This window comes from Paenibacillus sp. SSG-1 (assembly GCF_002224835.1).
In the GTDB taxonomy this organism is placed as follows: Bacteria; Bacillota; Bacilli; order Paenibacillales; family Paenibacillaceae; genus Paenibacillus_AQ; species Paenibacillus_AQ favisporus.
Window position 1 is genome coordinate 4,396,541 of record NZ_MBRK01000001.1, and the last position, 18,746, is coordinate 4,415,286.

Annotated in this window: 19 protein-coding genes, 1 rRNA gene and 1 other annotated feature (1 of these 21 cut by a window edge); all 20 genes read right to left on the reverse strand. The window is 53.6% G+C overall.

Annotated features, from left to right (window positions below):
* Positions 1 to 396 (reverse strand): 16S ribosomal RNA (locus BCV73_RS20415) (it extends 1,157 nt beyond the left edge of the window).
* Between the two features lie 544 nt (positions 397 to 940).
* The gene (locus tag BCV73_RS20420) at positions 941 to 2,947 is read right to left on the reverse strand and encodes a LysM peptidoglycan-binding domain-containing protein (RefSeq protein ID WP_179232037.1); all 2,007 of its coding nucleotides are present in this window, start codon (positions 2,945 to 2,947) and stop codon (positions 941 to 943) included.
* A gap of 169 nt (positions 2,948 to 3,116) precedes the next feature.
* The gene (gene ilvE / locus BCV73_RS20425) at positions 3,117 to 4,001 is read right to left on the reverse strand and encodes a branched-chain-amino-acid transaminase (protein WP_076174439.1); all 885 of its coding nucleotides are present in this window, start codon (positions 3,999 to 4,001) and stop codon (positions 3,117 to 3,119) included.
* 3 nt (positions 4,002 to 4,004) lie between these two features.
* Positions 4,005 to 4,901 (reverse strand): prephenate dehydratase, encoded by an 897-nt coding sequence (gene pheA, locus BCV73_RS20430; protein WP_089548362.1) that lies wholly within the window; start codon positions 4,899 to 4,901, stop codon positions 4,005 to 4,007.
* Positions 4,902 to 4,905: 4 nt separating this feature from the next.
* Positions 4,906 to 5,865 carry a homoserine kinase gene (thrB, locus tag BCV73_RS20435; RefSeq protein ID WP_089548363.1) on the reverse strand — a complete coding sequence of 320 codons (960 nt, stop codon included), beginning with the start codon at positions 5,863 to 5,865 and terminating at the stop codon, positions 4,906 to 4,908.
* A complete protein-coding gene (gene thrC / locus BCV73_RS20440; protein WP_089548364.1) occupies positions 5,862 to 6,932 on the reverse strand; it encodes a threonine synthase in 1,071 nt (356 codons plus the stop codon). Before thrC ends, thrB begins: the two co-directional genes overlap by 4 nt.
* A gap of 48 nt (positions 6,933 to 6,980) precedes the next feature.
* Positions 6,981 to 8,267 (reverse strand): homoserine dehydrogenase, encoded by a 1,287-nt coding sequence (locus BCV73_RS20445; RefSeq protein WP_089548365.1) that lies wholly within the window; start codon positions 8,265 to 8,267, stop codon positions 6,981 to 6,983.
* Positions 8,268 to 8,329: 62 nt separating this feature from the next.
* A complete protein-coding gene (locus BCV73_RS20450; RefSeq protein ID WP_076174428.1) occupies positions 8,330 to 8,767 on the reverse strand; it encodes an ACT domain-containing protein in 438 nt (145 codons plus the stop codon).
* Positions 8,768 to 8,974: 207 nt separating this feature from the next.
* The gene (gene obgE / locus BCV73_RS20455; protein ID WP_089548366.1) at positions 8,975 to 10,285 is read right to left on the reverse strand and encodes a GTPase ObgE; all 1,311 of its coding nucleotides are present in this window, start codon (positions 10,283 to 10,285) and stop codon (positions 8,975 to 8,977) included.
* A gap of 13 nt (positions 10,286 to 10,298) precedes the next feature.
* Complete coding sequence (locus tag BCV73_RS20460) at positions 10,299 to 10,994, reverse strand: Spo0B domain-containing protein (RefSeq protein WP_218828162.1); 696 nt, start codon at positions 10,992 to 10,994, stop codon at positions 10,299 to 10,301.
* Positions 10,995 to 11,281: 287 nt separating this feature from the next.
* Positions 11,282 to 11,593 (reverse strand): 50S ribosomal protein L27, encoded by a 312-nt coding sequence (gene rpmA / locus BCV73_RS20465; RefSeq protein ID WP_076174421.1) that lies wholly within the window; start codon positions 11,591 to 11,593, stop codon positions 11,282 to 11,284.
* 17 nt (positions 11,594 to 11,610) lie between these two features.
* The gene (locus BCV73_RS20470; protein WP_076174419.1) at positions 11,611 to 11,943 is read right to left on the reverse strand and encodes a ribosomal-processing cysteine protease Prp; all 333 of its coding nucleotides are present in this window, start codon (positions 11,941 to 11,943) and stop codon (positions 11,611 to 11,613) included.
* Between the two features lie 13 nt (positions 11,944 to 11,956).
* Positions 11,957 to 12,268, reverse strand: a complete 312-nt coding sequence (gene rplU / locus BCV73_RS20475; protein ID WP_076174416.1) for a 50S ribosomal protein L21 — start codon at positions 12,266 to 12,268, stop codon at positions 11,957 to 11,959.
* A 13-nt stretch (positions 12,269 to 12,281) separates the two neighbouring features.
* Positions 12,282 to 12,368 (reverse strand) — a sequence feature (ribosomal protein L21 leader region).
* A gap of 58 nt (positions 12,369 to 12,426) precedes the next feature.
* Positions 12,427 to 13,671 (reverse strand): Rne/Rng family ribonuclease, encoded by a 1,245-nt coding sequence (locus tag BCV73_RS20480; protein ID WP_076174413.1) that lies wholly within the window; start codon positions 13,669 to 13,671, stop codon positions 12,427 to 12,429.
* A 127-nt stretch (positions 13,672 to 13,798) separates the two neighbouring features.
* Positions 13,799 to 14,662 carry a M50 family metallopeptidase gene (locus BCV73_RS20485; RefSeq protein ID WP_089548367.1) on the reverse strand — a complete coding sequence of 288 codons (864 nt, stop codon included), beginning with the start codon at positions 14,660 to 14,662 and terminating at the stop codon, positions 13,799 to 13,801.
* Positions 14,655 to 15,518 carry a M23 family metallopeptidase gene (locus BCV73_RS20490; RefSeq protein ID WP_256993157.1) on the reverse strand — a complete coding sequence of 288 codons (864 nt, stop codon included), beginning with the start codon at positions 15,516 to 15,518 and terminating at the stop codon, positions 14,655 to 14,657. Before BCV73_RS20490 ends, BCV73_RS20485 begins: the two co-directional genes overlap by 8 nt.
* Before the next feature lie 215 nt (positions 15,519 to 15,733).
* A complete protein-coding gene (locus tag BCV73_RS20495) occupies positions 15,734 to 16,432 on the reverse strand; it encodes an ABC transporter permease (RefSeq protein ID WP_076174406.1) in 699 nt (232 codons plus the stop codon).
* A gap of 12 nt (positions 16,433 to 16,444) precedes the next feature.
* Positions 16,445 to 17,347 carry an osmoprotectant ABC transporter substrate-binding protein gene (locus tag BCV73_RS20500; RefSeq protein WP_089548369.1) on the reverse strand — a complete coding sequence of 301 codons (903 nt, stop codon included), beginning with the start codon at positions 17,345 to 17,347 and terminating at the stop codon, positions 16,445 to 16,447.
* 41 nt (positions 17,348 to 17,388) lie between these two features.
* Entirely contained in the window at positions 17,389 to 18,048 is a 660-nt protein-coding gene (locus BCV73_RS20505) for an ABC transporter permease (protein ID WP_076174404.1), read from the reverse strand.
* The coding region (locus BCV73_RS35875; protein ID WP_256992922.1) for a CBS domain-containing protein at positions 18,045 to 18,746 on the reverse strand (702 nt) is incomplete at its 5' end. The genes BCV73_RS20505 and BCV73_RS35875, both read right to left, overlap by 4 nt.

Here is an 18,746-nt window from a genome sequence, read left to right on the forward strand (position 1 = left end):
GGCTTTCGCCCATTGCGGAAGATTCCCTACTGCTGCCTCCCGTAGGAGTCTGGGCCGTGTCTCAGTCCCAGTGTGGCCGTTCACCCTCTCAGGTCGGCTACGCATCGTCGCCTTGGTGAGCCGTTACCTCACCAACTAGCTAATGCGCCGCAGGCCCATCCGCAAGTGACAGATTGCTCCGTCTTTCATCATCCCCTCAGGAGAGGAGATGAGATATCCGGTATTAGCTCACGTTTCCGTGGGTTATCCCGGTCTTGCAGGCAGGTTGCCTACGTGTTACTCACCCGTCCGCCGCTAACCATCAGGAGAGCAAGCTCTCCATCAAGTCCGCTCGACTTGCATGTATTAGGCACGCCGCCAGCGTTCGTCCTGAGCCAGGATCAAACTCTCCAAGAAAGTTTGTAGCTCATTTTGAATCTGACGAGATTGATTTAATCTCAATCGCTCCGGTCATAAGACCATCGCGTTTATACTCACTCGTTGTTCAGTTTTCAAAGATCAAACTTCGTTTCGTTACCGCTCAGTGTTTCAGCAGCAACTCTTATAATATATCACAGACTCGATAGATTTACAAGACTTTTTTTGAAGAAGTTTTTTCTATCAAATCTCATTTTCCCCGACCTGCTAACTCGTTAACTCGGCCGGACTTATAATTTATCACAGTTCTCACTACTGCCGCAACACACAAAATATTCCATCGAATCTTCATACTATACTTTTACCCACAACAAAATAAATTCTAGCATATTTCAAGCATCTTTTTCATATATTCATACTAGTTCTTTTATAAAATTAATACAGCATTCATAGAGTTCAAACTGCCATCGGAAATGCTCTTGCTGAAGAATGGTTACAAATGATACGAACCTTGAATTCAATTAGAAGCAGGCATTCCGGCGATCACCTCGAAATGCCTGCTTCTGCTCATATTGACCTGCTATCATCCATTAATCCATGGGTTTTTACGCGGTCTGTCAGCAGCTGTGCTTTTTCTTTCCTTTTTGGCGGCGGGAGCTTTCGATTTATTAACCTTCGCTTTATCCTTCGGGTCGCTGAGCGTTTTTACCGTCTTGGATGTAGTCTCATCAGCCGCAGGCTCAGAATCCTCTACCTCGGATGTCTCATGGACCGCCGCCTCATTGATGGTAGCTGTCGCTTGTGTCTCTTCCCCAATCGGGGCTGGGTAGGCAGGCGCCGGGTTACGGTCCCAGTACGCCGCGTTCTCGGCGGCCCCTACAAAAGGGGCGTTGGGCCCTGCATGCTCATAGGCTCCCAGCGTCGAGGGAAACCCCATTCCATAAGGTGACGGGTAGCACCAATCATATGGAGTGGGATAAGCATGATGCGGATAGGCGTATGCCGGATCCACTTCTGGATAATGAGTCATCGGTGCGTAATTCGGATAAGCTTCCGCCGGAGATACCATCGGCATTTGGTTTGGATAGGCCGCTGCCGGGGATACCATTGGCATTTGGTTCGGATAAGCTTCGGCCGGAGATACCATCGGCATTTGATTTGGATAGGCCGCTGCCGGGGATACCATCGGCATTTGATTCGGATAAGCTTCTGCCGGGGATACCATTGGCATTTGGTTCGGATAAGCTTCGGCCGGGGATACCATTGGCATTTGGTTCGGATAGGCTGCTGCCGGACTTACTTGAGTATTCGGAAACATGGCATTCGCGTTTGGATATGCTGCTATCGGCTCACTATAAGGCTGAGCGTAGAATGGATCTACTCCCGAATACGGGGATACCACTCCTTGGCACCCACATGGACTATACGGCGCAATTCCAGCGTGTACCGGATGATAAAACGCCGGCTCTACACTGTGCGGAAACGCCTCATTTGGCTGGTAATGGGCCGGCCCCACATGGATGGGCTCATAAGCGACCGGATGCTCGTGATTTTCCCAATGCGGCGCATAGGCAGGGGACACACCTGTCGGATAAGCGTTGGGACCCGGTTCATACTCGGTACCCTGAACGATTCCCGGATAATAAGGTGTTTTCTGCTTGTTTTCTTGCATGGCGTGCTGCAGGTTTGCGTTCTCGGCATTCGGCATGTCGTGATAGGAAGCCACTTCGTGCACGGGACCCGGGTACTGAATAAAGAGGTTATGCGTAACTTCGCTGTAAATGGTCTCTTTGCTGTAGGTCGGCTTCTTCTCGGCTGCCGGCATCACGTTCGGTTGATTTTCCACCGCAGGCATGATATTAGGTTGGTTCTCCATGATAGGCATCACATTGGGCTGGTTTTCGGCAGCAGGCATGACGTTAGGCTGGTTTTCCGCTATGGGCATCACGTTTGGAAAGGTGTAATTCGGCGAGGTCATTTCCGGCATTTCCTGGTTCATCGACAGGTTGGGGAGCGGGGGTGGAGACGGTATGTTCGGCAGCTCGGGAAGCTGCTGCGGCAGCACCTGGGCATTGTTCTCTTCCTTATTTTCTTCCATAGGCGCGGTAAGCTCTTCTTTATTCGGTTTTTCCGCCTCTTCCGGCTCCACATTCTCCTCAATCGGTGCCGTCAGTTCTTCTTTGGGACCGGTATATGTTTTGTTGCCGGGGATCGTTTTGGCATTCGCATTCCCGTCTACACTCTCGGCTGTGACGCCACCGACTTTAGGAATGTTGACCACTTCCCCCACAAGGAGCGCGTTCGGATTTTTGAGCTGCGGGTTGGCGTCGATCATATCCTTGAGCGTCACACCCCAGGCTTTGGACAATTTCCAAAGGCTGTCTCCCTGCTTGACGACATGCTTATGGATGATTTGATCGTTGTTTGGAACCTGTATCGGTTCCGCAGGAATTTTGACTTTCTGTCCGACCGTTAGCTGGTTTGGATCCGAGATTTGCGGGTTGGCATCGATAATTTTTTGCAAAGGAACGCCGTATTTTTTCGAAAGCTCATATAATGTGTCGCCACTTTTGACCATGTGTATTTTCACGCGGCAAATACCTCCTAAACTTCTTGTAGGCGTGGGGTTCGCCTCCATTCGTTACTACATCTTATGCAGGGGATAGGCGGATGACATCCCTTTAGACAAAAAAATCCTTCCACGAAGAAGATCGTGAAAGGATTTTAGAGAAAAACAGGTCATAAAAAGGCTGTCGGAATCAGGATTCCCAAACTTTGTAGCCGTCCTGCGTAACGATTTTCCGGAATTCTTCAAGAAGCTTCAAAGTGACCGGTCCAGCCTGTCCCTGTCCGATGACCCGTCCGTCGATTTCGCGGGCGGCGATGACTTCGGCAGCGGTTCCGGTAAAGAATACTTCGTCGGCAATGTACACATCGTGCATGCTGAACGGTTCTTCCTTCAGCTTGTAGCCCAGCTTCTCACAGAGCTCGATAATCGCCATGCGCGTAATGCCTTCCAGCGCTCCAAGGTAGCAAGGAGGAGTGTAGACGACACCGTTTTTAACGAGGAAAATGTTGTCGCCCGAGCCTTCGGTCACATATCCCTGCGCGTTCAGCATGATTGCCTCGTCTGCTTCCGCGAAATTCGACTGGATTTTGACCAAAATGTTGTTCAGGTAGTTCAGGGACTTAATCTTCGGATTCAGTGCATCAGGCAGGTTGCGGCGCTGCGATACCGAGACCGCTCTCAGTCCGTTCAAATAGGCTTCCTCCGAATAAATCGCCAGCTGCTCCACAATAATAAGAACGGTTGGCTTCGGGCAGCGTCTAGGATCCAGGCCCAGGTTCCCCACACCGCGAGATACGATCAAACGGATATACCCGTTGCGCATATCATTCCGGCGAATCGTTTCCGCCATGGCGTCGCGCATTTCCTCGAAGGACAGCGGGATGACCAAATCGATCGATTTGGCGGAATCATACAGGCGGTCCAAGTGCTCTTTGCATTTGAAAATGTTGCCCTCATAGATTCGGATTCCTTCAAAAATGCCGTCCCCATACAGGAAGCCGTGATCAAACACCGAAACTTTCGCGTTTTCTTTCGTTACAAATTCTCCATCTAAGTAAATCCATTGTTCTGACATCTGTTACCGCACCTCCGAATTTTGTTCCTGATCCTGATAAGTAAAGCTCGGGTAAGATCCCAGCACGCGTACCTGACAGCCCAGCGCTTCGATCTCGCCGAAGGCCGCCGTCAGCAGCACCGAATCCACGGATTCGAGCACATCGATATAAAAGTAATAGCTTCCCAGCTTTTTCTTGGTTGGTCTGGATTCAATCCGCGACAAATTCAAACGCCTCCAAGCAAAGGCTGCAAGCACCTGATGCAGCGCTCCCGCAAAATCCTCGGGCAGCGTCACCAGCACGCTCGTTTTTTGCTGTTCAACCGGCCGGTTGAGCGGCGGAAGTTCCTGATGGCCGATCAGTACGAACCGGGTAAAATTGTTGTCATGATCGGTAATGCGTTTGGCCAGAACGTCGAGCCCGTGAGTAGCCGCTCCGAGTGTTGTGCCGATGGCGGCCCAGCCTTTGCCCGGATTGGCTTTGACGATGCCTACGGCTTCGGTTGTACTGCCTGCGTTGATCAGCTCGGCCTGCGGAGCATGCTGGCGGATAAACTGCTGGCACTGAGCCGTGGCTACAGGATGAGACAAAATTTTCTCAATCCGGCTGTAATCGATCTCCCCTGCCTCGGACATAAACTCCTGGCGGTCACCGATCAAATTCTGGATCGACGGATAGACCCACTCCACCCGCATCGGAATGTCGACTTCATTCACCAACCAGTCCATATGCAGGCTTACCGAGCCCTCAATCGTGTTCTCGATCGGAATGACGCTGTAATCGGTTTTTCCCTGAGCCGTCGACAAAAATACGTCGGAAATCAGCTTATGATAGACCAGCTCCACCGGCTCATCCCCGAGCAAATACGCGACGGCCTCGTGCGACACCGACCCTTCCGGCAATAATGCAATTCGTTTCATGCGCTTACTTCCCCTTTACCATATCCATAAATGAACGGGACGGCATCCCGGAAATCTCAACGACTCCTTCCACGTCGGGAAGCAGCCATTTGGCGGATGCGTTGATGCCCTCAGCCCTCATCGTATTCAGGAGGAAGGCTTCCAGTTCGTTCTTTCTGGATTGTTGGCGGTCCACCAAAGCGAGCAGCGTGGGACCCGCACCGCTCAGCGCCACCCCAAGCGCGCCGTGATTCCCCGCTTCCTCCAAAATCCGGGTCATGCCCGGAATGAGGGGAGCCCGGTACGGCTGGTGCAGACGGTCCGACATGGCTTTACCGATGAGGTCCATCCGGCCGCTGGCCAGCGCTCCGACCAAAAAAGAGGCCCGACTTACATTATACACTGCATCCTTACGGCTGATATGATCTGGTAAAACTTTCCTGGATTCCGAAGTCTGCAGCTCAAAATCCGGGACGACGACCAGCACTTCCATATCTTCAGGCGGATCGAAGCGGATGCATTCGGCATGAACACCGTCCCAAATCGCTGTTATGATGCCGCCATACAGAGAAGCCCCGACATTATCAGGATGGTCCTCGATCCCTGTGGCCATATCAAACAACTCCGCTTTGCTCAGCGGTGACCCGATGAGTGCGTTGGCCGCAGCCAATGCGCCGACAATCGCCGTGGCGCTGCTTCCCAGCCCACGGGTCAAGGGGATGTCGGAATACATGGATATTTCGAGTTCGGGGACTTGAACTCCCGCCCGCTCGAACACCTGCTGCGCGACTTGATACAAAAGATTGCTTTTATCCCGGGGAATTCCCTGCATTTCGTCTCCGTACAAATGAAATACGGTCTGCTCCGCTTCCTTCATCTCGATCCAGGCGTACAGCGACAAGGCCATACCCAGCGTGTCAAAGCCCGGCCCGAGATTCGCGGTACTGGCAGGAATTTTCACCCGTACCCCGTCAGGCTGAATCATACCCGCTCCTCTTCCAGCTTCGCGATCGCCTCCATAACGGCTTCCTCCGTATCCGGAACGACGATAGGCTCAGCGTTGACCGTTTTCAGCGCCACGTTCGGGTCCTTCAGTCCGTTCCCGGTCAGGACGCAGACAACAGTCTCCCCACCTTTGAAAAATCCTTCGCGCTTCAGCTTGTACACCCCTGCTACCGATGCGGCGGAAGCCGGCTCGGCAAAAACGCCCTCACGTGCGGCAATGGTGCGGTATGCGCTCAGAATCTCTTCGTCAGTGACGTAATTGATCTGACCGTTGGATTCCTCCGCCGCAGCAACAGCGGTCTTCCAACTGGCTGGGTTGCCGATCCGGATGGCGGTTGCGACCGTTTCCGGCTCGAGAATCGGCTCGCCCTTTACGATAGCCATCGCGCCTTCGGCTTCGAAGCCGACCATGCGCGGCAGCGAGGAGGCTTTGCCGGCTGCGTGGTATTCCTTGAAGCCTTTCCAGTACGCGGAGATATTGCCTGCGTTGCCTACAGGAATGGCCAGTACGTCCGGCGATTTGCCCAGCTGGTCCACCACTTCGAATGCGGCCGTCTTTTGCCCTTCAATGCGGAAAGGGTTGACGGAGTTTACAAGCGTGATCGGATGCTTGGCCGTAATGTCGCGCACGATCTCCAGGGCACGGTCAAAGTTGCCTTCAATGGCAATGACCTTGGCACCGTAAATCATGGCCTGTGCCAGCTTGCCGAGGGCAATGTTGTTGTTCGGGATGAGAACGATGCAGTTCAAGCCGCCGCGCGCCGCGTAGGCCGCCGCTGCAGCCGAGGTGTTGCCCGTGGAGGCACACATGATCGTACGGCTGCCTTCCTCCATAGCCTTAGCAACAGCCATGACCATGCCGCGGTCTTTGAACGAACCGGTCGGATTCAGCCCTTCATATTTAAAATAAAGATCGAGTCCAAGCTCCTCTGACAAATTTTCGGCGCGGATCAGCGGGGTGTTGCCTTCCTTCAGCGTCAGGAGAGGCGTATTGTCGTTCACGGGTAAATATTCCTTGTACGTTTGCAGTAAACCTTGGTATGGCATCGTAAAACTCCTTTTCTGTATTCGAGGTAGTTATTTGAATGGGCGGGGTTACCCCTCAACCCGGTATACGCTCTTGATTCTGCGGATGACGTCCAGCCCTTCAAAATGCTGAAGCACCTTATCCATGCTCGCTTTGTTGGCTTGATGTGTCACGATGATGATCTCCGCTTCGGGATTGTGCTCGTTCGGCTGCTGTACGACCGATTCCAGGCTGACTCCGAATTCGGCGAACACCTGCGTAATTTTGGCGAGAACACCGGCTTTGTCGTCAACATGAAGCAGGATAAAGTTTTTGTAACTGATCTGTTCATCGGTCTTCAGCTTCTTCGGCTTGTAAGGAACGATCGCTTTCAGGCCGTTGACGCCCAGTCTAAGGTTTTTGATGACAGCCATCAGGTCAGCCACAACGGAGGTAGCCGTCGGCATTTCACCGGCGCCAGCGCCGTAGAACATCGTCTCGCCGACCGCTTCACCGTACACGTATACGGCATTGAAGACGCCGTTCACAGCGGCGATCGGGTGCCCTTTGCGCACCATTGTCGGCTGAACGCTGATGCTGAAATGATCGTCCTGCCGGTCAGCAGTGCCAAGCAGCTTCATTTCGTAGCCAAGGCGTTTGGCATACGTAATGTCTTCCTTGGTCACCTGCGAGATGCCGCGCACGCTGACGTCCTTCAGCTCGATGTTGGAGCGGAAGCCGAGCGTGCCCAGAATCGCCATCTTGCGAGCGGCGTCCAAGCCTTCGACATCGGAGGTCGGGTCGGCTTCGGCATAGCCCAGTTTTTGTGCTTCTTCCAGCACATCCTCATAGGACGCGCCTTCCTGGCTCATTTTGCTCAAAATATAGTTGGTGGTGCCGTTCACGATCCCCATGATTTTCAAGATGCGGTCTGAAGAAAATCCTTCGATCAGCGTCCGGATAATCGGAATGCCTCCCGCCACACTCGCCTCGTAGAAAACGTCGCACTGCTTCTCCTGAGCCTTGGCCAAAATCTCCGCTCCGTGCAGCGCCATCAGGTCCTTGTTGGCTGTGACGATATGCTTGCCGCGCTCCAGCGCCTCCAAAATGTAGGACTTCGTCTCATCAATACCGCCCATCACTTCGACGATGACGTCGATTTCCGGGTCACGGATGACATCCCACGGATCTTCTGTCAATTTGCCTTGATCAACGGCCACACTGCGCGTTTTTCCGGAGTTCTTCACCGCGATCCTTTCGATGACGACCGGAGAGCCCACCTGGCTGCTCAAATCCTCCTGATGGCCTTCCACGATCCTGACGACCCCCGTACCGACCGTGCCCAGACCCAACAATCCAACTTTAACCGGCTTCATTCTCATACCTCCCGTGAATCTCCAAATAACATTCTTTGTCTTCTATGACACCAGGCACGGACTTACCCCTGTCCGATCAAATTCGCCCGTTTGACTCCCGCTACGTCGCGCATGCCTTCCAGCATGTCCCCAAGCTCGTCGCCAAGCCGCGTCACTTCGACGGATATCACCACGTTCGCCATCCCCTGCAAAGGAATGCTCTGGTGGATCGTCAGCACGTTTCCGCCATAACCGGCCACCGTGCTCAGCACCTTCGACAGCATGCCCGCCCGGTGCTCCATATCGATGGAAATCGTCACGATCCGCTCGCGCTCCAGCTGGTTGATCAGGTGGATTCCATCTTTGTATTTATAAAAAGCGCTGCGGCTCAGCCCGACTTGTTCCACGGCTTCATGAACCGTCTTCGCGTCCCCGGCCGCTAGCAGCTGTTTCACCTGCATCGTCTTGACAACGGCTTCCGGCAAAATGTCTTCCCGGACCAAATAATAGCGTTCTTTCACGAACGTCCTCTCCTCAAAGACTGATGTATTCATATAGTGGACATTATATAGGAACCCTTGCCTGACGGTCAATAGTCCGACGCCTTTTTAATCTCCATCATACAAAAAATTGCCCGCCATGTTAACGTAAAATGTCAGAAACAAAAGGGGCTGCAACAAAAAACCGGACGCCGTATACGAAATATACGGTGTCCGGTTCTTGTATGTTTAATAGTAGCTGCTGCCTTCTACAAACTCGAATTCAAAATCGCCGATTCTCACAATGGTGCCCTCAACGGCACCGCGTTTGCGAAGCTCATCGTCGATCCCCATATGGCGCATCGTCCGCGCAAGTTTCAGAATCGCTTCATGCGAGTTCATCTGCATGCGTTTGAGCAGGCGCTCAATTTTGACACTGTGGACCACATAAGCCTCGTTGTCTCTCGTAATGGTGAACGAGTTGTCCTCGGTCTTATCCAGCTTGTACACTTTTCGTTCGGTGATTTCGGGTACTTCTTCCAGCGCGGCTTCCACAGGAATCTGCTCCAGCAGATCTGCCGCACGGTAGAGCAGCTCCTGAACGCCTTGCCGGGTCAGCGAGGAGATCGGCATGATCTCCAGATCAGGTCTGTCCTTGGCGACTTTTTCACGGAATTCGGCCAAGTTGTCCTCCGCTTCCGGCATATCCATTTTGTTCGCTGCTACGATCTGCGGCCGCTCGGCCAGGGTAGCGTTGTACAGCTTCAGCTCGTCGTTAATTTTGACCCAGTCCTCGTATGGATCCCGTCCCTCGGATCCCGCCATATCCACCACATGGATAATGACGCGGGTCCGTTCCACGTGGCGGAGAAACTCATGCCCGAGGCCGACCCCTTCATGAGCACCCTCGATCAATCCCGGCAGATCGGCCATGACGAAGCTCCGGCCTTCCGCGACCTCCACGACGCCGAGGTTCGGCGTAATCGTCGTAAAATGGTACGCCCCGATTTTAGGTCTCGCACCGGAAACGACCGACAAGAGCGTGGACTTCCCTACGCTCGGGAAGCCGACCAGACCGACGTCGGCCATCACTTTCAGCTCCATCACCACATACCGTTCCTGGCCTTCCTCCCCGTGCTCGGCGAGCTCGGGAGCCGGGTTGTTCGGGGTGGCAAAACGGATGTTGCCTCTACCGCCGCGGCCGCCTTTGGCAACGACCACCTGCTGTCCATGACGCGTCAAGTCGGCAATGACTTCGCCCGTATCATCGTCAATCAGCACGGTACCCGGCGGAATGCGGACGATCATGTCCTCCGCCCCTGCGCCATGCTGGCTCTTATTGCGGCCCTTCTCGCCGCGTTGGGCTTTGAAATGGCGCTGGTATCTGAAATCCATCAGCGTGCGCAGACCTTCGTCCACACGGAAGATGACATCTCCGCCCCTGCCGCCGTCACCGCCGGCAGGCCCGCCTTCCGGCACGTATTTCTCCCGGCGGAAAGCCACCAGGCCGTCACCACCGTCGCCGCCTTTGACATAGACTTTCGCTTTATCTACAAACATGACTTCACCTTCCTCATGCTCCACACGGCACGCGCAATTCAAATGAAGCCTGAGTCGGATCGATCTGCTCTGCTTTCATTTTCTTGCCTTGTACCACATTATATATTTGCTGCCGAAGCAGTTCCGGGTCCCCAAGGGAACCTTCTTCCTCAAACCTTACGATCAGCTCCGAGCCTTCCTCATAAAGGCTCAGGAACAGTTTGCGGGACTCGCCCCGCGAAGACTTACTGCTGTATTGATATGCCCGGATCGTTTGGATGACGGCCAAGGCCAGATTGGCCCCTTCTTCCTGGCTGAGGTTGTTGATCAGCGTCATCTGGTCATCCACGTGAACGTCCAGCTCCAAATTGCTGCTGGTGCTGCGAAAAGACTGAAGGTAGAAAATAAGCGAAGGAATGCCCAGCTTGGCTATTTTGCTTTCGACAGCCATCTGTTCCTTTATTCTTTCCACACATTGAACCGCTTTATCACTTTTTCCGAGCTTGATATAACCATACAAAATTTGCAAATCATTCATCCAGTCATGGCGGTGATGGTTGAGCGTCCGGATGGCCGTCTGCTCCAGACTGCGGACTACGGCATCATGATGACGCGAAGTACTCCGGCGTATCTGCGCATATCCGAGAAAAAGCACCGCTAATATCCACAGCGGAAGGATCATGTACCAAATCCACGAGCCGCCACGGTATATAAATACTAACGGAATCACGATTGAAATGACCGCAGCGGCCATTATGCTCTTCCCAAATCTCATAGCACTCCCCGTCCCCGTCCCACACATGAGATAGTTAACATCATTGCCCAGTATACCATAATTGTCCAGTTATGTTCATATCAATAATACACAGCCTACAAAATAACCCCACCAAGTGGGGCTTTTGCTCCAACGCATATTCAGCTGATTTGCAGGGGGCTCCCAAGAATATGTTTTAATTCAAAAAGAGCCCCCGGCAAGCATTGCCGGAGGCTTCTTGTTCATTCTGCGTTCGCAGACAATTAAGCTTCTACTGCTGCCGCTACAGGAGCGACATCCACAGGATAAACGCTCACTTTCTTGCGATCGCGGCCCCAACGTTCGAATTTCACAACGCCGTCCACTTTAGCAAACAGAGTGTCGTCTTTGCCGATGCCCACGTTCGTACCAGGATGAATTTTCGTTCCGCGTTGGCGAACCAAGATGCTTCCGCCAGTAACGGTTTGGCCGTCAGCACGCTTAACGCCGAGACGTTTCGCTTGGCTGTCGCGTCCGTTCTTTGTGGAACCAACACCTTTTTTCGAAGCGAACAATTGAAGATTCAGCTTTAACATGTTGTCTCCTCCTTCTGTTAGTAATGTACTTCTTGTATTTGAATATACTTCCCGTATGATTCTGCTATGGAATTCAGCATAACCACCATCGATTCCAGCAGCAACTGAACCTGTTCGTGCACGCCTGATTCCTCCATCGAAGGAACGTCCGCGCTCAGAAAACCGTTGTTCATTCTGCTGTCCATGACCGTTCCGGTTAATGCTTCCACCGAATTGACCGTTCCCACCGTGACCGCCGATACTCCGGCGCATACGATGTCTTCTCCGGCCTTCGCGTAGTTCGCATGCCCCTTCACTTCAAAGCCACGAATCTTGCCGTCTTCCCGGCGTAATATCCGTACGTTAATCAATTAGCGCACCTTCTTACGCTTGGATCTTCTCGATCGTAACTTTTGTGTATGGCTGACGATGACCTTGCTTCTTGTGGTAGTTCTTCTTAGGCTTGTATTTGTATACAACAACCTTCTGGCCCTTACCATGCTTCTCAACTTTAGCGGTTACGGATGCGCCGGCTACGACTGGAGTTCCTGCCACCAGACCGTTGTCACCGGATACGGCCAATACACGGTCGAAAGTTACACTTTCGCCATCGGCTGCGTTCAGCTTCTCGATGAACAATACGTCGCCCTCTTGAACTTTGTATTGTTTACCGCCTGTCTCGATAATTGCGTACATTTGCTTGCACCTCCTCATGTCTCAGACTCGCCTAATCCAGGTGGCCCGCCGTCTTAAGCAGCGGCACTTGTAAACCCGACCGGAGCGGTTACAGCATGTGACAAGCAATAAATACTGGACACATACTCATAGATATTAACATATCCGTCCATCATAAGTCAATGCGCGCTCAGAAGGTTTATTTTCCCAGTTCCGCCGCATACTTCGCATGATTTGGAAAACATGACAGCCGTGTCCTCTCTTACTTTCTTCCGGGTAAGCTCCAGCAAGCCAAGCTTGCTCCAGCCGACGACATGGCTCTTGGTGCGATCCCGGCTCATACCCGCCTCCAGCCGGTTGACAACCTCCTGCCGGTTCTTCTCTTCTTCCATATCGATAAAATCGACGATAATGATGCCGCCGATGTCGCGGAGACGGATCAGCCGGGCGATTTCTTCAGCCGCCTGCAGATTGGTCTTCGTGACCGTCTCTTCCAAATTGCCGCCGCCGGTATATTTCGCCGTATTGACGTCGACCACCGTCAGCGCCTCGGTCTGATCCAGCACGATCGTGCCTCCGCTCTCCAGCGTCACCCTGCGCGCAAAATCCCGCTCCAGCTGTTCTTGAACGCCATGGGCTCTAAAAATGTGCTCATGGCCCTGGTGCATTCGTACGGGCCGGTGTCCGCCGTGGGCAATCTCCTCCAGAAACAGCTCGGCTTCTCTCGCTTCCGGCCGGCTGTCAATCCAGAGCTCGTCCTGCTCCGGATCAAACACGTCGCGGATAAACCGCTGCACGATACTGAGATCCCGGTGCAGCAGGCACGGTGCCGCGCAGGCGTCAGCCTTCTCCTGAATGCTTAGCCACCGCTCCCGCAGCGCGTTCAAATCCCCTTCGATGGCATCCGGATGTTCATCCTCGGAGACAGTCCGCATGATGACGCCCTCTCCGCTCCTCCGGAGGGAATCGCCCAGCACCTTCAGCCGGTTCCGGTCATGCTCCCGGTATACCTTCTTGGAGACGGCCACATAATCCGCATGCGGCATATAGACGATCCATCTGCCCGGAAGCGAATAGTGCGTCGTCACCCTCGGGCCTTTGCCGCCAAGCGGCTCCTTCATCACCTGGACGACGATTTCCTGCCCGACGCGCAGCAGCGATTCGATATTCGGCTTGTCCTTCGGCTGCTTCTCCAAATGCGGATGCAGCACGTCGTCCACGTATAAAAAGGCGTTTTTTTTCTGGCCGATATCCACAAACGCGGCCTGCATGCCGGGCAATACGTTGACGACACGCCCTTTGTAAAAGCTCCCGACCAGACTGTGCCCCTGGCTCCGCTCGGCAGCGAATTCCACCAGCTTGCCTTCCTCCAAGAGCGCCATCTGGGTCAGCTTCGGTTCGATGTGAACGATCATTTGTTTCATGGCTTCACCCCTGCCAGAAGACATATCTTTTTCATTGTACCATGAAATCTCCTTTAAATTAGCTCCATCCCTGAGTTAGGAGCAGCCCGCATTCACACCTTTTTCACGTTCGTTGTTCCTTGCGTATTTATATCCACGAAGTACGATCTGTCGCAAAATAAGCAGAAATAATGCGCTGCTCGGGAAGCACGGCAATAATTTTTCCGCGCTCGTTCATCACATAAATAAGATGGTATTTCTCTCTTTTTAATAGACGCAGGATACTGTCCAAATGTTTCGCCGGATCGGCAACGATGGGCTGCGCGAGTTCCCCGTCCGCTCTGGAGCGGGTGTACATCGATTCACGGTGCATGAGAAATCTTGTAAATCGGTAAGGCAGGTTCCGGTAGTCGACCCAGTTCGAGTACAGCAGAAATATACCGATTAACAGCAGGTTGAGCTGAACGCTGCCCTTCCCTTGAAAAAGCGGTGCCAGCGCGCATATAATGACGATCACGCTCGCCCCAACGCTGATCCTCGAGGACCAGAGAAGCGTACGGTGATAAGGAAAAAACAAGCTGGCAGCCGACTGTAATATTTTGCCTCCATCAAGGGGTAAAATCGGCAGCAGATTAAACAATGCAATCATCGCGTTGCCATAAATTACATATGACAGAAAGGCGCCATCTCCCCAGCCGGCCAGACGGAGGAGCAGCGCGAACAGGATCATCATTCCGTTTTGCAAAGGCCCTGCTGCCGCGATGACGATTTCCTTCCACGCGGTCAGCCGGCCCTGATCTTCGATTTCCACCACCCCGCCGAACGGGAGGAACTGAATCGAACGGATGCGAACGCCGTACATCAGCGCAGCCCCGGCATGTCCCAGCTCATGAATGAATACGATGACGAACAGCGTAATTAGCTCGAGGAAATGCCCGGTAACGACCGAAAACAGCATCAGGATCACGAAAAACGGGTGCAGCGACAGGGTCATTCCGCGAACGTTAATCAATCGGGATCACATCGGCCGGATCCACATAATGGCCCCCTTCTTTGACCGCAAAAAACAAGGTCGGCGTTTCACCGTCACTCCCTTGTCCGAGCGACCCGACCGGGTCTCCGGCCTCGACCCAATCGTTCTTCTGCAGCTGCGTCTCCTGCAAATGGCTGTATGTCGCTACCAAGCCGCCGGAGTGCTGGATGGTCACCGAGACTCCGGTTTCCGGCGAATCCGACACTTCCATAACACGTCCCGTTTCTACACTTTTCACCTGAAGCGCCGTGCTTGAAACCTCATCCGGAGCAATTTCCACTCCTTTCAGGTTGACGGCGAAGGCCTGTACGATTTTCCCATCGATCGGCGGCACCATCGATTTGGACGCATCGACTTTCAATGGGGACACCGGATCCTGTTTGAAAATAGGGATGAAAGAGGGGGCTTTCCCGAAGTATGTTTCATACCAGGCTTCCGCAGCCTGAAAATCCATTTCCCGGTTCAGCGACTGAACGACAAAGCTCTGCACTTTGCCGCTCCACGGCTGGTTGATCGGAAAGTGGAACACGCCCCACACTCCCGCAAACACGATGGCGCTGAAAAACACACGCCACATGAAGCCGGAAACAAAGTGGTGCTTTCTATGGAAGGGGCCGCCGGCCTGATAACGTTCCTTTTTCCACTGCTTCTCCGGATCGGGCTCGGGCACGTAGCTTTCGGGCAGTTTGCCCCGGCTCCACAGCCTTGGCTCGTCCCGTACAGGCAATGGTGAAGGCTGCGAGGGCGGCTGGATCGGCATCGTTTTTGACAAATCGTCTCTGGTCAGCAGATCGCGGATCCGTTCTTCTCTCCGCTGTTTGATGGAAGATTTCATGTCCACTTGTGCTCATCCCCTTTTCGAGGCTTGTTTTATACCAGTTTATGTGGGAAAGTCCCGTTTTTAGAACAAGCCTGTTCCACCATGTGATTCCATAGCATCGGCTATTGGCGTTTCAGGGTCCTTGATGCTCCAATGCATTATCACACCGTTACGGAACACAAAAAAAAGCAGCCCCGGGACATTCCCGAAGCTGCTTTTGCTTCCATTCCTCACACCTTCTGAATTTTAGGCGGGACCGGGGCGGCGCCCGACGACTTCCTTTTGCTCAGGTCCAGTTTCTTCTGCAGGTAGCCCAGCACGATGTCCGCCACAATCGCCAGCAGCGCCGCAGGGATGGCCCCGGCAAAAATCCGCAGCGAGTTGTTGCTGTTCAGGCCCGCGTAAATTTCCCGTCCCAGACCACTGCCGCCGACCAATGGCGCAATCGTCACGACACCGATCGCTATGACCGCTGCGATGCGGATCCCTGACATCAGGTAGGTCAGCGCCAAAGGGAACCGGACCTTATAGAGCAGCTGAAACGGACTCATGCCGATGCCTCTGCCGGACTCCATATAGCTCGGGTCCACCTGCTTGAGCCCGACGTACGTATTGCGCACGATCGGGTTGAGCGAATACAGGAACAAACCGACCATCACCGTCTTCATGCCCAGGCCGAGCCACAGCATCAGGATGACGAGCATCGCCAGACTGGGAATAACCTGCAGAATGTTGGTGATGAACAGAATGACCTTCGCGGCCCAGCGGCTTCTGGAGCACAAAATACCGAGCGGTACCCCGATGACGATCGCAAGCCCCAGTCCGATCACCACCATCAAAATATGCTGGATGAAATACTCCCATAGTAGCCCGCTGTTCCGCGAGACATAAGATACGAAATCCATAAACGTTAGCTTTTTCTCGTCCATGCTAACCCTCCTCTAGCTCTTGATCAAACCTTTCTCCTTCAAATAGGCAATCGCGACTTCCCGCTCGCTTTTCTTCTCGATATCCACCTGGTAGTTCAGCGAAATCATCGTGTCGGCATCGATATGCCCGATCAACGGAGCAATGGCGTCTTTGATTTCAGGATGCTTTTGGAGGATGTCCGTCCGGATCACCGGACTCGCGTCGTACGGAGGGAAGAACTGCTTGTCGTCCTTCAGCGTCTGCAGCTGATAGGCTTTCAAGCGGGAATCCGTGGAATAAGCAAGCACGATATCGACCTGACGGTTCGCCACCGCGCTGTACACGAGGCTGATCTCCATCGGGAACACCTGCCCGAAATTGATGCCATATGCTTTGGAAAAGGCCGGATAACCGTCCGCTTCCCGTTCCAGCCACGTCGTATCCACGCCGAGCTTCATGGACGCCATATCTTTTTTGACATCCGAAATCTTCTGGTAGCCCTTCGAATCGGCGAGATCCTTACGGACCGTAAAGGCATACGTATTCTCAAAGCCTAATGGATCCAGCCAGGTAAAATGAAAATACTTGTCAAAGCCAGCTTTGGCTTCTTCAAGCACCTTCGCCCGGTCCTTGGTTTGGCTGATCGGAAAATGGTTGTTGAAAATTTCGCCCGTATAGAGCGTGGACATTTGAATGTCGTTTCTTTTCATCGAATTGATGACGATCGAGCTTGAAGCCAGGTCGGGAATGATGTCGACGCTGACATTGGTTTTATCTTCAATCAAGGCCTTGTACATTTCGGCCAAAATTTTCGTCTCGGTGTAGGTTTGGGTTCCGATAACCACATCCTGCTGGATCCCGCAGGCCGAAGTGATGCCTGTCAGAAGGATGGCACAGCACAAAAATAACGACAATTTGAACGTTTTCAGTTTCATCACGCCTCCTCGGATCAGTCTAAAGGGCTTCGTCAGCCTTGTCATACGGCAGCACTCCGGGTTTGACGGTAGCGCCGGGTCAGCCAGCCTTCCAGCAGCCCCAGCAGGCCGTCGGCCACCAGAGCCAGCACAACTGCGCCGATGCCGCCGATAAAGATCATTTCCGGCTTGTTGACGCCAAGCCCCGAAACGATCAGCTGCCCGAGCCCGCCGGCCCCGATCAGGGAAGCAAGCGTCGCCCAGCTGATGATATACACCGTCGTGATCCGTATGCCAGACATGATATAAGGAAGCGATAAGGGAAGCTGGATTTTCAGAATCGTCTGGGCTGCACTGTATCCCATGCCTTTGGCGGAATTCAGCACGCCTTTATCCACCGACTGGAATCCGTCGTACGTGTTCCGCAGAATCGGCATGAGGGAATACAGCAGCAGCGCCAAAATCGCCGGCTTCACGCCGATGCCAAGCAGAGGAATCAGAATGGCCAGCAGCGCCAGGCTCGGGATCGTCTGGAACAGGTTGGCGATAAAAAATACGACGCTGTTGATCCATCCAACCCGGTTGTATACCAGCAAAATGCCGATAGGGACCGCCACGATCGTCCCGAGGATCACCGCGGAAAAGGAGATGGTCAGATGCTGCCGGAGGGCCAGCAGGATATCCGGGTACCTTTCGGTGATAAAGCTCCAAAATTCACTCACACCGGCTCCCCCTCTCCGGCAGGCTGCGGAGGGGCCAGGTTCGGATATACCTCGGCCAGATGCTTGACGACACTGCCCCGGGTTACCAGTCCCAGGAACCGGTTATTCCCGTCGACCACGGGGACATTGCTCAGCTGGTGGCTGTCCATGAGCTCAATGGCCTGGGGCAGCGTACTCCCTGAAGCAACCGAGAAACGGACAGGGATCATGACGTCGGCAACTGTCTTGCCCTCTTCCCCGTACATGTCCAGCACCCGGTAAATCGAAACCGCGCCCTGCAGCTGCTTGTTCCGGTCCACGATAAACAGGGAGTCTACGCGCTTGGACTCCATCATTTTGATCGCTTCCGCCAGTCCGCGGTTTGGAAAAGCCGTTACGGGATTCGTAATCATGACGTCGTCAACGAGCGGAATTTCATAGGATAACTCGTTCTCGCTCTGCAGTCGCTTCTGGCCGATAAAGTTGCGGACGAAATCGTTCGCCGGATGGCGCAGGATCGCCTCGGGTTTCCCGGTCTGCACGATTTGCCCATCCTTCATCAGCACGATCGTGTCCGCGATTTTGATCGCTTCGTCCATATCATGCGTCACGAAAATGATCGTCTTGTTCAGCTCCTGCTGCAGCCGGATAAGCTCATCTTGGAGCTGCTCCCTGCTGATCGGGTCGAGCGCCGAGAACGGCTCCCCCCTCAGGATAAA